Consider the following 13,169-nt stretch of genomic DNA (forward strand, 5'->3'; position numbering starts at 1 on the left):
TTATTTTATATTTTTTTAGCGAAAAATAAACAAAAAAAAAACGCATTCCTCCCCATGCTTGAAAGCAGGGGTTTCCTGCGTGATTAATCATGAACGGGTTTCGCGACATCGTCGATGCAGTTGGCGGCATTACGGTCGATAATCCGTTTGCGTTTACGTACGACAAGACGGCGTTTCCGAAAGGACACATAATGCTCAATGGGGAAAAAGCATTAAAATATGCCCGTATGCGCCATGACGATCCGCGCGGTGGGTTTGGGAGGGAAGACCGGCAAAAGCAAGTCGTGGAAGCGGTCATACAAAAAGGGGCAACCTCGGTGCTTGCCTACGATGACATGCTTCGCGCCATTGCACGGCACGTGAAAACAAATTTGACGCTTGAACAAATGAAAGCGATTTACACAAACTACAAACGAGCCCATACGAACGTCGAAAAGCTGCACCTAGCCGGAACAAGCACAAAAATAAACGGCGTCTTTTACGTCATCATTCGAGAAAAAGAGCGGCAGTCGGTGTCGAAGCAGCTAAACGCGCATTTGCAAATCGCCCCGTCACTGCCTAGAAAAACGAAGGCGCTCCCCCAATAGAGCGCCTGTTTATCCTACCAATACCGCTTTGCCCCTATGTAGCGCGCGCTCCAGTATGGGCTGTTGAACGGACTAATCGTCACGCCAGTCGAGCTAGCGCTATGGAGAAATTGGTTGTTGCCGATATAAATGCCGGCGTGGGAAACAGTCGTCCCTTCCGTTTGGAAAAAGACGACATCGCCGACGGCAGGAACGTCAACGCTTGTACCAGCGTTCCACATCGTCGCTACTGTACGCGGGATTGTGATGCCTTGCTGCTGGAACAAATAGACGATCAAGCCGCTGCAGTCAAACCCTTGTTCCGGTGTTTGCCCGCCCCATACGTACGGCTTTCCTAATAGCGGTGCGGCGTTGGCAACAAGCGCAATCGGGTCGAACGGTTTTGGCGCTTGCCAAAGGCGCGTGTAAGTAGTGTCGTCGACGATGCCGGTCACCGGCAATTGGACGCTCGCTTGAAATTTTTTCACTGCCGTTTCCGTTATCGTTCCAAAATAGCCGGTGGCAGTCGGGTATGTAAAAAAGCCTTTTGCTTTTAATAACGTTTGCACTTCTTTAATTTGCGGATGGCTCATGCCGAGCTTCCATTCCGCCGCTTTGCCGTGCGTTGGCATGAACAATAGCGCCGAAGCAAACGCGGACGTCAATAGCATTTGTTTCGCTTTCCTCTCCATCGCTTTCTCCCCTTTCGACCTCCTCCCATTTAGTATAACGAAACTTTCTTTTTCAATGAAGATGACTTTTGTTATAATTTTGTATAAGTATTCGGCAAAGTGACGAGAATGATAGAAAGAAATGACCAAAGGAGGAAGAACGTTGCTGCAAACGAGCTTATCGAAAGCCGTTTTAGATCAAGCTGCTCGGCAAATCCATCAAGAGCTTTCCTTCCCGTTATATGAATCGGCGATGAAAAAAGGCTTAAAATTGTATCGGGAAGGGTTTGTGTATAACGCTGAATTAATTGAACAAGATGTCGTGCAAGCAAACGTGCTCGACCGAAGTGTGTACAAGCCGGTGCTTGACCTTTTTCAGCTGTCGCAAAGCGAGTGCCAATGCTCGAGCACTTATTTTTGTCCACACTTGTTCGCGCTCTTTTTTTATTTATACGCGAACGTCGGACAAGTCGGTGACCTTGTACGAAAATGGAATACAAAAAAGTCGGAAACACCATCAAAACGAACAACTATCGTCCAAAAGCAAGCTTTCCCTGCTGCTTCCATCGATGCTTGGGAGAAACAATTTGAACAATCATTCCATTACTTTTTACAGCGTCATCGGCCGTCGGATTATTGGTTTGCCCATTATTTGTGCTACCGCTTTTTCCCGTCGCTCATCGAGAAAGTGCCTTATCAAGAAGGAGAAAAATGGCTGTATCACTTACATGCGGCGCTATTTACGTTTGAGCGCCTCATCGAATATAGCGAACCGTTTCAGCGTTCTACGTATCAACGAGCGTTTTGGGATTCTGCCATCGCTGATTTTGTGAACGTCATCCAGCAAAAATGTGCGCTTTTGGCGAGAAAACCGGTTGCTAATGAGCTACTTCTTGACGAATTCCGCCAGTACGTGCAAAAAATCGTGCGTTCCGCAAAGCTTTATTTAGAATGGCGCATTCGCGTCTACGGGCTCGTCTGGCGCACGATCTTTGGCGAACAATGGCTGGCGCAAGAAACGGAAGAATTGCGCGCCCATAAACCGCTGACCGATGAACATCGGCTCGCGCTTATTCAGCTTGCTCTTTTATATGAAAAAGATAGCGACATTCCGCCGTTATTAGAAAACGTGCGTTTCCCGCTTATCACACACGTGCTTTTTTGGCTAAGTGAACTCGCTAGCCGTCAGCATTGGACGCGCATGGCGCTATGGTGGGAAGCCATCGTTACTAGACAGCTATTGTTGGAGGCGCCGCTCCATCTTCGCGGCGAGGTTGCCCATGAACTGCTGTCTCTCGCCGACCGTTACGTAAATGAAACGAACGATCGCGCGCGGTATGAACAAATACTGCAAGCACTCTTGCCATACAGCGCCTCCAACTATAGCTTTTATTTGCTAGAAAACGAGCAATATAAACAATGGGTCGAACTCCATGACGTCGCCGGCATTGACATCGAAACGATTTATCGCCCGTTTTTAACAACGATTGAAAAACACGACCGTTCACTTCTATTGCCGCTGTACCATCGCGCCGTACGTGAACGGATTCAAGCCAAAAACCGCGCAAGCTATAAAGACGCGGTTCGGTATTTGAAAAAGCTGCGCGCTGCTTACCGTGCCCTCGGCCGATATGACACGTGGCGCCAATACCGTAATCGGCTATGTGAGGAAACGAAACGACTCCGCGCGTTTCAAGAAGAATTAGAGAAAGGAAAGTTGCTCCATGATTAGTACGTATACGCTCAAATGCCAGTGGCTGGACTCAGAACGAGCGTTTTTTATTTACAGCGACGCCCCGCCCTCTGCTTGGAAGTCAGGCGCGTTTTTTTGGCACGAAGAAAGCTTTTACGGGACGTTTCTCACCGAGAAAAAAATCGGCTCTCGCGAAGGGGTCGTGCTCTCGCCATGGGAGGCTGTCACGTTTTTTGCCCATCCTTCCGATCACGCATTCGTGCGCATCGAATGGGACGAATCCGCTGCCCTCTTTCAGCAATGGGCCGCGATGATTCTCGACGACATTCGCGAACGTCGCATTATGCCAGACTTCTCCGCTTGGAAAAACGGAGCGTTCGGTTGGAAGCGAAAAGGGGAAGCAGAAGAAGATCCGTTTCTAACAAAATGGCGGTCGCTCGCGATTCAAGAATGGATTGCCCGCGACAGCGAGCTAAGCGAAATATGGAATGATATTACTCGCACGTATCCGCTCATCACAGGCGACATTCCGTACTGGCTAACTAATGAAGACGATTGGCTATACGAAATCGGCTGGCACGGCGACGCGCCGCCGTTTATCGTCGCGCTCCACTTAGTTGAGCCGGCAGAGCAAGACACCGATTGGACGCTCGAAACGGTGCTCATCGCCCATGATGAAAGCGAAACATGCGTTTGGAAACAAGGCGCTTTGCCAGAAAAATGGCAGCCGTATGAACAAGCGGTGTGGCGCGCTCAAAAACGATGGATGGTCGTCGTGCCGTGGCTGCGCGGCGAAAACGATGCCCTTTTGCCAACGTTGACCGACGAACAAGCATGGCGCTTTTTATCCGAAGCGAGTGAGCAGCTGGTCGAGGCCGGTGTCCGCATTTTGCTGCCGTCATGGTGGGAGGCGGTTAAACAAGCGCGAATGACGTTAAAAGCGCGCGTCAAATCCACACCAAAAACCGGAGCGTCGCTGCTCGGGCTTGAAGCGCTTGTTAAGTTTGACTGGAAAATCGCCACAAATGGCGTAGAACTCAGCGAAGAAGAGTTTGCCGCGCTTGTCGAACAAAAACGCCGCCTCTTGCGCATCCGCGGTCAATGGATTCAGCTTGATCCGTCGTTCATTCAACGCATGCAAGCGTTAATGAAAAAAGCGAAGGAAGAAGGGTTGCCGATTCGCGACGTCTTGCAGCAAGCCTTGTTGCAAGACGAACGAGTCGACGCGGACGACGATGATACGTGGAACCACGTGGCGATCGAGCTGAACCGAAGCTTTGAAACACTTGTGCGCCAGCTGACGAACATCGACCGCATTCCGTCGGTTGCCGTTCCGGCGTCGTTTAAAGGGACGTTGCGGCCGTACCAGCAGCGCGGCGTCGACTGGCTCTTGTTTTTGCGCCGCTTCCGCCTCGGCGCTTGTCTTGCCGATGATATGGGGCTTGGCAAAACGGTGCAAATGCTTGCCTATTGGACGTATGTCCGCGAGCATGAACGAATCGACCGGCCAGCGCTTTTAATTTGCCCGACGAGCGTGCTCGGCAACTGGCAAAAAGAATGCGCGCGGTTTGCGCCATCGTTACGCCTCTACATCCATCACGGGCAAAACCGCAGCAAAGGCGAAGCGTTCACGGCGGCAGCCAAATCGGCCGACCTCGTGCTCACGTCGTACAGCTTAGCGCATTTAGATACCGAGGAGCTTACTTCGATCGAGTGGGATACGATTTGCTTAGACGAGGCGCAAAATATTAAAAACGCCCATACGAAACAGGCGCGCGCCATTCGCAAACTAAAGGGCGGCCATAAAATCGCCCTCTCCGGCACGCCGATGGAAAACCGGTTAAGCGAACTTTGGAGCATTTTCCATTTTCTCAATCCCGGCTATTTAGGCAGCTTGACGCAATTTCAGCGCCGGTTTGCGACGCCGATTGAAAAAGAGCGCGACGCCAAAAAAGTCGCCGTCTTGCAAAAGCTCATCCGCCCGTTTTTATTGCGGCGGACAAAAACAGATGAAGCGATCGCCCTTGATTTGCCGGATAAGCTCGAACAAAAAGAATATTGCCCACTGACCGCCGAGCAAGCATCGCTTTATGAAGAGCTCGTCCGGCAGACGCTCGAGCGCATCGAGCAAGCCGATCCGTTTGAACGGCGCGGGCTGATTTTGCAAATGCTGAACCGCTTAAAACAGCTATGCAACCATCCGGCGCTTTATTTGAAAGAGCAAACGCCAGAAAACGTGCTCGAACGCTCACATAAGCTCGAAAAACTGTTGGAGCTAGTCGAACAAATTCGGGAAAACGGTGAGAGCTGCTTAATTTTTACACAATACATTCAAATGGGCGAAATGATCCAGCAGCTGTTGGCAAAAGAGCTTCATGAGCCAGTTTCTTTCTTAAACGGAAGCGTTCCGAAAGCGGAACGCGACCGAATGATCGAAAAATTCCAAGCTGGAGAGTTTAGCATCTTTATTTTGTCGCTCAAAGCAGGCGGTACTGGGCTCAATTTAACGGCGGCCAACCACGTCATCCATTTCGACCGCTGGTGGAATCCGGCGGTGGAAAACCAAGCGACCGACCGCGCCTACCGCATCGGCCAAAGCCGGTTTGTGCACGTGCATAAACTTATTACCGTCGGCACGCTTGAGGAAAAAATTGATGACATGATTGAGCGCAAACAATCGCTGAACGAAGAAATCATTCAAAGCGAAGCGTGGATTACCGAGCTGTCGAACGAAGAACTGCGCGAATTGCTCGCGCTTCCGGCGCTCGTCCATAAAGGAGCATGATGATGGATGGCGAAACAAACGAAACGAAAGCAAAAACGAAAAGAAGCGGAAAAGCAAACGCTTTGGGAAAAATTATGCGAACAAATGGCAAAAAAACTAGCGAACAAGCAACCATAGGGGTATCTTCAGATATCCCTTTTATTTTTTCGTGCTGGCGACATACAAAGATAGGAAACTTGTTTTTTCGTGCAAATAGAAAGCGACTGGAGGATGTCATAGATGAGTTGACGTTCGATCATGAGAAGCGCATTTGTGCGAAGAGGGACGTACTGTTGTTGACGGTCGCTCCATTCATAGGAAGTGATCGTAACCGCTCGTTTTTCTAAATCAAGTTTTACAACGAACATATACCGCTGGTTGACCGACTTAAACAAAAAGTACAGCTGGGCGTGTGCATAGCAGGCAATTTCGCGAAACCGGACATCTCCTTCCATCGCCACGACCGTTTCTTCCTTTCGCCGCAAAAAGCGGAGCGAGTCGGTAAAATTCGCACGGGTAATCGTTGCAAGCCGAAGCGAAATCGGGTGCTTCATTTCTTTAATAAAGATGTGATATGTACAGCGACGGCCTCGTCCTTTTTGTTGGCGAATGACTAAATCAGCAAGATAAATATTCACGTTCATCCTCTCCCATCGGTAAATATTTATCATTTTTTTACATTTTAACAATTTAACGGTGAGCAAAAAAGTTGTCGAATTCCGCTTTTTGTTCTTGTTATCCACAAATGATTGTTTGTTCTAAAATCGAACGTGGATGGTTGGCTTCTTCTTATATGTTTAATGTACGGTGAGATTCATAAAGTTGGTGAACAAAATGACAAAACTAGCCGACCATCTGAAATATTTGCGGAAACAACAAAACTGGACGCAAGAAGACGTGGCACAAAAGCTAAACATGTCGCGCTCACAAATTAGCAAATGGGAAACAGGCGAAACGCTTCCCGACTTGCAATCGTTGGAAAAGTTAAGCGACTTATACGGGGTGAGCATCGACTCTCTAATCGGCAGGCGCCCGTCGAAACAACAACTGCTGCGCGAAGTCAACCGCCTGTACGCCACCGACAAAGTCGACGAAACGATGCTTGATATTATCGACTACTTAAAGCAACATCCCGACATGGAACAAGCGCTCCATTCGCTTGCCAAACTCCCTGCCAAAAAACGAAAACATATTGAATCCGCTGTCATTGCTGTCTTAAAAGAATTTACAAAAGCGATGGAGTAATAGAAAAGCAGCGGCGACGGGGAGCGGGTGTAGCGCCCGCGCGATAAAGCGCAAAGCACCCGCCTATCGGCGAAGATCGCACAAGCCCCACCGAGGAGGAAACACGTGATGGCGTTTGGAGCTAGACAGCTCCCCATCTAATAAAAAAGACCAGCCGATGGTAGCTGGCAATTGCGGGGACGAGTGAGGATGCGATTCTCTCTCTTGGGGAATAGTTGGGGGAAGAATAAGAAACGTGCAAAGCGCCCGCCTATCGGGGAAGATCGTACAAGCCCCACCGAGGAGGAAACACGTGATGGCGTTTGGAGCTAGGCAGCTCCCCACGAAAGAAAAGACTTACTCTTGTGCAACCCACGCGGTCGTTTTTCCACCCATAAATCGAACTGACTCCGCAACGACTTCGGTCACATGCACCCGCTTCCCGTCTTGATTTTCGTAGCTTCTTGTCTGGATGCGGCCCGTCACGCCGATAATCGACCCTTTTCGGCAATAGTTTGCGGTATTTTCCGCCACTTTCCGCCAAAGCGTGCAATGGACAAAGTCGGTATCGACCACTCCTTCCGCATTGCGGAAGTTTCGGCTCACGGCAAGCGTCACGTTCACAACCGCTGCGCCGTCGGCCGTATAGCGCAGCTCTGGGTCTTTCGTTAAACGTCCGACAAGCACGACTTGATTAATCATTCCGTCCCCCCTTTCGTTTTCTTTCTCGTTTTTATCATAAACGATGGAAAAAAATCCGTAAAATGACGATTTTTCAATTTTCTGATTAATTCTTGCTCTTTATGTATGCAAAAACCGACAAAAAGAAGCAAAATTCACGAGAAAATTTAAATTTCGCACGAATCGCCACTTTTTTTCGCAAAGTTTGTCTATCCCCCGCTTTTCTTTTTCCAACATCGGTATGGTATAATGGGGAGTAAGACAACGTTGACGAGGTGGTAAAATGAAAACGTTCAAGCTGGTCGGGCTCCAAGTCGTCCGCGATGACATAGAGGAAGACATACCGCTGATTGATGGGCTCATTATTAATAAAGAAGACGATAAAAACCGCTGGCTCATTGAAACCTATATCGACAAACAATACGAACCGCTATTTGCCGAACTGCAACAAGAGCACGCGGAATTTCGCCTGCAAGTTGTCATTTCCAATATTAACAACGACCCTGCCAACGTCATCGCTTCCGTTCGTTCGATTACGCCAATGAACGACCGAGCAAGCGTATTAATGGACGGGCACATTGTCCGCAGCAAAACGGACTGGGCGGAAACGGTGTTAGCCGGACTTGTTGAACAAGGATTGCAAGGCGAAGCGCTATTAAAAGAATTTAAACACCAGCTCCACGAACGGCGCGGGACGAAAGAATCAATGGTGAACGGACGTTAAATACGCTACAAGCACATACCGCTGCTTGGCATCGCCGATAAACTGAAACGGATAACAAGTCGTCACCGTCAACGTCGGGCGCGGCTTATTGACAAGAACGGTGCGGTCGTTTTCCGAAACGATCCGCACCTTTTTTACGACATACACAAACTGACCGTCCACCGTCTCGACGACAAGTTCATCCCCTATCCCGACTTGTCCAAGTTTGCGAAACACTGTATCGCGATGGCCAGAAAGCACGGCATTCCCTATTTCCCCTGGCAGTGCGCTAGTTGGCTCATGCCCAACCCCTTTTTTCAATTCCGCTTCCGTTGTTCCTTCATATATCGGCAAAACAAGCGAAAGTTTTGGAATCGTGAGCGTGCCAAACACCTTTCCTTGTGCTGTTACCGTGGAAGGAACCGTAGCGTGAAGCCCTTGCCAATACGAATATCCGTTCCACCCTATCAACCAAATCCCGATCGCGCTAAACAACCAAGCGAATCCCTTCCTCATCGCGCCACCTTCTTGTTCCAAAAAAGAAGCAATGCAACGAACAAACAAGCCGCTCCCCATAGCATATTCGCAACGTATGGCGACGCAGTGTTTGCCATTTTTTGCCCATATAGCGTTCCTTTCATGTCATACGCTAGCTGCCCTGCCATAAGCAGCTCTTTTTCCGTTTCAATCATCGCATCTACGACATTCGTGCGCTTTGGCAGCTGCAAGTCCATAATCCGCATCCCTTCTTCGTCCGACAACGCAATCCATACGTCTTCGTCACGCGTGTTTCGCTCCAGCAGTTCACGTGCAGACACCGGCTGCATCTGTCCGGTCGCCACGATGTACATATCCGCTTTTAGCTGAAGGGTGTGCAACAGTTGTTGCCATACGTCGGCAAGCACTGCTGGATTGCTCTTCCCGTCTGTTAACCGTGTGGCTTGTGCTTGCAACTCGGTTTTTCCGTTCGCTGGAAGTGCCCGCACATGGTCAAACAGCCGCTTCGCCTCGTCTTCGGTAAATTCTAATGACGAAAGCGCATCATGCACCCGCTGCATATGTTCATACGAACGCAAATAGAAGCGGACAGCGGCATCTAAATCGTTCATCCATGTATAATCTTGTATTGTTTCACCAAATTGACCGAGCAGCGCCTCTAATTGTTCTTCCGTCAACTGATAGCGCTGCAATAACTGCTCCACGCCAGCTTCAGTCACCGGTGGGCCAAGCCAGCGCTTGAACTCTTCCGCCGTCGCAAAATCGGCAAGCGTCCGTTTGTATTGCCATAAATAGCGCTGCAAATCCATTTCCGTCCAGCCAACCTCGCGCATATACGGCTCAACGTCCACCATGCGAACCGCTGCTCTCACGTAGTACGAATGGCAGAAAACAAGTAACAAACTAACAGAAACGATCCACTTTCTCATCAGCATCCCTCCATTGTCCTCTCGACAATGGTAGTATTTTCATTTTCCTTCCTCATTATGTAAGAAGCGTGCAAAGCGCCTTTCGATCAGCGAAGATCGCATAACACCTTATGGCGCTTGAAGCTAGGCAGAGCCTTGTTCCCGTATAAAAAACCACTCCCTTTTTAAGAGAGTGGCTGTTTGGAAAAATAGGCGTCATATAGCGCTTTTACTGCTTGGTCGACGACTTCTTCTTTGACGCCGAACATCATGCTCACTTCCGACGAGCCTTGATTGATCATTTCAATGTTGATTTTCGCTTGGGCAAACGCGGCAGTTGCTTTCGCCGCTACCCCGACAGCGCGTTCCATCCCTTCGCCGACGACCATAATAAGCGCAAGGCCGTATTCAATTTGAATATCATCGACTTGCAATTCCGTCTGAATGCGGTCAATAATGCGGCGCTCTTTTTCTCCCTCGAGCTGGCTCGCCCGCAAAATGACGGACATGTTGTCAATGCCGGACGGTGTATGTTCATACGAAATGCCTTCATCTTCCAAAATTTGTAGCAACTTTCGGCCAAAGCCAATTTCACGGTTCATTAAATATTTGCTGACGTTAATGCTGCAAAAGCCGGTATCGCTGGCGATGCCGGCAACTGGCTGGTCACGATGGTCCCGCTGCGCGACGATCCACGTGCCGGGCGCTTCTGGATTGTTCGTATTTTTCACGCATACAGGAATGCGCGCTTTATAGACCGGCTCTAACGCTTCATCGTGAAACACGGAAAAGCCGGAATACGACAGCTCACGCATTTCGCGATATGTAATTTCTTTTAATTGGCGCGGATTTTCGACGATTGACGGGTTGACGCAATAAATCGAGTCGACGTCCGTAAAGTTTTCGTAAACGTCCGCCCCGACTCCAGCAGCGACAATCGAACCCGTAATATCCGAGCCTCCCCGCGGGAACGTGACGATATGCCCGTTCACCGAATAGCCGAAAAATCCAGGAATGACGAGCACCCCAGAACGGTCTTTCAACTGCCGCAGCTTTTCGTACGACTCCGGCAACATTTGCGCGTTGCCCGGTTCATCCGTGACGAGAATGCCGGCTTCCCTTGGGCTGACGTAATGCGCATCCAGCCCGATGCTTCGTAAATAGAGCGCCATTAATTTCGCGTTATTGTCTTCTCCGCTCGCTTTGAGCGCATCCATTAAACGGTTAGGATCGTGGCGATACGTTTCGATTTTTCCTTGCAAATCCGCTTTGATTTGTTCCATTAAATCAGATGCAGATAATTCCAATCCGTCAGCAATATCAGCATACCGTCCGATCACCGCTTCGAGCAACGGTTCAACACGCTCGCCGTTCATGACTGCTTCACCGAGTTGAATCAATAAATCCGTCATTTTCGTGTCGGCTTTATACCGCTTGCCTGGAGCGGACACGACGACAATGCGGCGCTCCACATCCGATTGTACAATATACGCCACTTTGCGAAATTGTTCTGCGCTAGCAACAGAACTTCCCCCGAATTTAGCTACTTTCATCTGCAAAACCCTTTCCGTAAAAAATCATTTATATTTTCTTATCATACCACACTTTTTGGAAAGGGGAAGAAGCAATTTCTGATAATTCGATCATTTTTGTTGCACGTTTCCCGCTCGCAAGTTGGCAATCCCTTCTTTGCACACCCCATATGGAAGCCACGAGCAGTTCGCGCATAAATGATGTAAATCGTCCGGCCGCACTTTTCGGGCGGTAAGACGAAGCAGTTCCGATTTTAAGTAAATTTCATTTTCTTCAATACCAAGGTGCGCAATCACTTTTCGGTCCATCGACACAACATGTTCATTCGAATTCGGGTCGGCCTGGCACGTCGATTCGCCGTGGTGCGGACAAGAAAAACACGCCTCGTCAAGCGCCACAACGACTTGAATCGGCATATCTTTTTCTTCGTCGCGAACGTCGTTGACGATTTCCCACATTTTTTCGACAAACGATGGGCTATATCCCATGCCGCGGAACCCGTGGATACATAATAAATGATGCCCTCGCAATCGCAACGGTTTCACCTTTATCGCTCCTCTCATTATCTTTCATTCTATTAATTATATGATAAAAAACTGCCCCGATGATGGGACAGTTTTTAAAAAAGCCGCCAGAGCGGAAATTTTTGCTCAATCACTTTATAAATGCCGCAGCGGGTTTCGAGCGTATAATAAAGCAGCGTCGTTTTCGCCCGCCGCGCTTCAAGCGTATCTCGGTGTGCGTCAATGATGAGGGAAGTGCCGTTGGCGAGAATGACCTTTGCTTTTTTCTGCCGGTACGGTTCAATGTAGTGGATGTGGCGCAACGCAAGCCAAAAACATTTGTCGCTTTCTGGGGAGCAAGTCGGTATCATGTAGAGCCTTAGTGAATTGCTGACGCAAATCGGAACCATTTGCTTTAAGCCTAAGATCAATTTCGCTGCTTCTAATCGCCCTTCATAGGCGCAACCGTAGTAAATGCAGCTATGTTCGACAATGCGCAAAGGGGATGTTTCGACCGTATAAGTGGCATTCGTTTCGTGAACGATCGTGCACAATTCTCCCCGCTCATTGTACACCGGCTCGAGCGCCTGCGTATTTTCCCCGATTTCATAACGCACGTTCATTCCCCCTCGTCCATTATTTTACATAAAATTTTAGCACATATGTTCGGTTTTTGAAAGAGGTCTTCTTTCCCCTTTCTTTTTTATTATACAAAAATTTCAAATTTAAGCATAATTTTTATTATTTCGACTTGTTTTTTCATTTCTCGTCATTGACTTCCTATAAACGAAAGTGGCATGCTAAAGGTAGCCATACTACATGATAAGGCAGGGAATGATGAATGAGCGTAACGAAAGAAGAAATGGGGCAAGTATTATCCGTTTTGCTTCAGCAGCTTATCAGCGATTGGACAAAAGAAAAAATTCATTCCGATGTGCTTGAAGTCATTATGAAGATGCGCATTGATACCGCGAATGAAGACGAATATATCCACGTCTTATTAACGAACGTCGCCTTTGCGACCGAATCGACGTATGCGTTGCAGCAAATCTTTCAGACGGTGCTTACAAGCCGCACGTTTCCGACGGCAACTGCGGTCGAAGCAATGATGACAGAAGCGCAAACGCGCATTCAAGGCGAGCTGCCAAACATCGTCGGTCGCTACGAAGCGCATTTTGCGCAAATTGCGGATCAAAAAGAGCGCAAGCAACAGCTCGAGCGGTCGTATTGTGCCGTTTTGGTCGCCAACCGCATTAAAACGGATTTCATTTTAAGCTTTATTCATGAACAAAATCAAGACATGATGAAAGGATTTTTTGAGGCCGAACCGAACGATGTAGTAGAAGCGTTCCATCATTTAAGCGGCGCCTATGCAAATTTTCTGTTAGATGGGCTTGAACTCGAGTACTAAAGCTAGCGACCGCT

Annotated in this window: 13 protein-coding genes and 1 pseudogene; 6 read left to right on the forward strand and 8 right to left on the reverse strand. The window is 48.7% G+C overall.

Annotated features, from left to right (window positions below; all coding sequences use genetic code 11):
- Positions 1–89: 89 nt before the first annotated feature.
- On the forward strand, positions 90–587 hold the full coding sequence (locus M4I42_RS00005; RefSeq protein ID WP_268850230.1) for an LCP family glycopolymer transferase: 498 nt from the start codon (positions 90–92) through the stop codon (positions 585–587).
- Positions 588–601: 14 nt separating this feature from the next.
- Here the strand turns inward: M4I42_RS00005 and M4I42_RS00010 are convergent.
- Positions 602–1,144, reverse strand: a pseudogene (locus M4I42_RS00010) (C40 family peptidase); the annotation flags it as partial.
- 256 nt (positions 1,145–1,400) lie between these two features.
- Here M4I42_RS00010 and M4I42_RS00015 point away from each other — a divergent pair.
- Both M4I42_RS00015 and M4I42_RS00020 read left to right on the forward strand, forming a co-directional pair.
- Positions 1,401–2,969 (forward strand): hypothetical protein, encoded by a 1,569-nt coding sequence (locus M4I42_RS00015; protein WP_268850231.1) that lies wholly within the window; start codon positions 1,401–1,403, stop codon positions 2,967–2,969.
- Positions 2,962–5,715, forward strand: a complete 2,754-nt coding sequence (locus M4I42_RS00020; protein ID WP_268850232.1) for a DEAD/DEAH box helicase — start codon at positions 2,962–2,964, stop codon at positions 5,713–5,715. Before M4I42_RS00015 ends, M4I42_RS00020 begins: the two co-directional genes overlap by 8 nt.
- 125 nt (positions 5,716–5,840) lie before the next feature.
- Here the strand turns inward: M4I42_RS00020 and M4I42_RS00025 are convergent, their stop codons facing one another.
- Positions 5,841–6,338: a hypothetical protein gene (locus M4I42_RS00025; RefSeq protein WP_268850233.1), complete on the reverse strand. Its 498-nt coding sequence runs from the start codon at positions 6,336–6,338 to the stop codon at positions 5,841–5,843.
- A 190-nt stretch (positions 6,339–6,528) separates the two neighbouring features.
- On the opposite strand from M4I42_RS00025, the gene M4I42_RS00030 reads away from it, so the two are divergent.
- Entirely contained in the window at positions 6,529–6,939 is a 411-nt protein-coding gene (locus M4I42_RS00030; RefSeq protein WP_268850234.1) for a helix-turn-helix domain-containing protein, read from the forward strand.
- Between the two features lie 336 nt (positions 6,940–7,275).
- Here the strand turns inward: M4I42_RS00030 and ssb are convergent, their stop codons facing one another.
- Positions 7,276–7,620, reverse strand: a complete 345-nt coding sequence (gene ssb / locus M4I42_RS00035; RefSeq protein ID WP_268850235.1) for a single-stranded DNA-binding protein — start codon at positions 7,618–7,620, stop codon at positions 7,276–7,278.
- A gap of 262 nt (positions 7,621–7,882) precedes the next feature.
- On the opposite strand from ssb, the gene M4I42_RS00040 reads away from it, so the two are divergent.
- On the forward strand, positions 7,883–8,323 hold the full coding sequence (locus tag M4I42_RS00040) for a YwpF-like family protein (RefSeq protein WP_268850236.1): 441 nt from the start codon (positions 7,883–7,885) through the stop codon (positions 8,321–8,323).
- Here the strand turns inward: M4I42_RS00040 and M4I42_RS00045 are convergent.
- From M4I42_RS00045 to M4I42_RS00065, 5 genes are all read right to left on the reverse strand, one after another.
- Positions 8,303–8,818 (reverse strand): class D sortase, encoded by a 516-nt coding sequence (locus tag M4I42_RS00045; RefSeq protein WP_268850237.1) that lies wholly within the window; start codon positions 8,816–8,818, stop codon positions 8,303–8,305. The two genes, M4I42_RS00040 and M4I42_RS00045, sit on opposite strands and share 21 nt — an antisense overlap.
- On the reverse strand, positions 8,815–9,729 hold the full coding sequence (locus M4I42_RS00050) for a processed acidic surface protein (protein WP_268850238.1): 915 nt from the start codon (positions 9,727–9,729) through the stop codon (positions 8,815–8,817). Before M4I42_RS00050 ends, M4I42_RS00045 begins: the two co-directional genes overlap by 4 nt.
- 164 nt (positions 9,730–9,893) lie before the next feature.
- Entirely contained in the window at positions 9,894–11,261 is a 1,368-nt protein-coding gene (locus M4I42_RS00055) for an aspartate kinase (protein WP_268850239.1), read from the reverse strand.
- A gap of 90 nt (positions 11,262–11,351) precedes the next feature.
- Complete coding sequence (locus tag M4I42_RS00060; protein WP_268850240.1) at positions 11,352–11,786, reverse strand: DUF1284 domain-containing protein; 435 nt, start codon at positions 11,784–11,786, stop codon at positions 11,352–11,354.
- Positions 11,787–11,860: 74 nt separating this feature from the next.
- A complete protein-coding gene (locus tag M4I42_RS00065; protein ID WP_268850241.1) occupies positions 11,861–12,361 on the reverse strand; it encodes a competence protein ComK in 501 nt (166 codons plus the stop codon).
- Between the two features lie 224 nt (positions 12,362–12,585).
- Between M4I42_RS00065 and M4I42_RS00070 the strand changes: the two genes are divergently transcribed.
- A complete protein-coding gene (locus M4I42_RS00070) occupies positions 12,586–13,155 on the forward strand; it encodes a hypothetical protein (protein WP_268850242.1) in 570 nt (189 codons plus the stop codon).
- Positions 13,156–13,169: the final 14 nt, after the last annotated feature.

It is taken from the genome of Anoxybacillus sp. J5B_2022, assembly GCF_026847645.1.
Classification (GTDB): domain Bacteria; phylum Bacillota; class Bacilli; order Bacillales; family Anoxybacillaceae; genus Anoxybacteroides.

Bases quoted from the DNA above. Each gene is read 5' to 3' on its own strand.
- M4I42_RS00070 (WP_268850242.1), top strand. From the start codon at position 12,586: ATGAGCGTAACGAAAGAAGAAATGGGGCAAGTATTATCCGTTTTGCTT.
- M4I42_RS00005 (WP_268850230.1), top strand. From the start codon at position 90: ATGAACGGGTTTCGCGACATCGTCGATGCAGTTGGCGGCATTACGGTC.
- M4I42_RS00040 (WP_268850236.1), top strand. From the start codon at position 7,883: ATGAAAACGTTCAAGCTGGTCGGGCTCCAAGTCGTCCGCGATGACATA.
- M4I42_RS00050 (WP_268850238.1), bottom strand. From the start codon at position 9,729: ATGAGAAAGTGGATCGTTTCTGTTAGTTTGTTACTTGTTTTCTGCCAT.
- M4I42_RS00055 (WP_268850239.1), bottom strand. From the start codon at position 11,261: ATGAAAGTAGCTAAATTCGGGGGAAGTTCTGTTGCTAGCGCAGAACAA.
- M4I42_RS00045 (WP_268850237.1), bottom strand. From the start codon at position 8,818: ATGAGGAAGGGATTCGCTTGGTTGTTTAGCGCGATCGGGATTTGGTTG.
- M4I42_RS00020 (WP_268850232.1), top strand. From the start codon at position 2,962: ATGATTAGTACGTATACGCTCAAATGCCAGTGGCTGGACTCAGAACGA.
- M4I42_RS00025 (WP_268850233.1), bottom strand. From the start codon at position 6,338: ATGAACGTGAATATTTATCTTGCTGATTTAGTCATTCGCCAACAAAAA.
- ssb (WP_268850235.1), bottom strand. From the start codon at position 7,620: ATGATTAATCAAGTCGTGCTTGTCGGACGTTTAACGAAAGACCCAGAG.
- M4I42_RS00030 (WP_268850234.1), top strand. From the start codon at position 6,529: ATGACAAAACTAGCCGACCATCTGAAATATTTGCGGAAACAACAAAAC.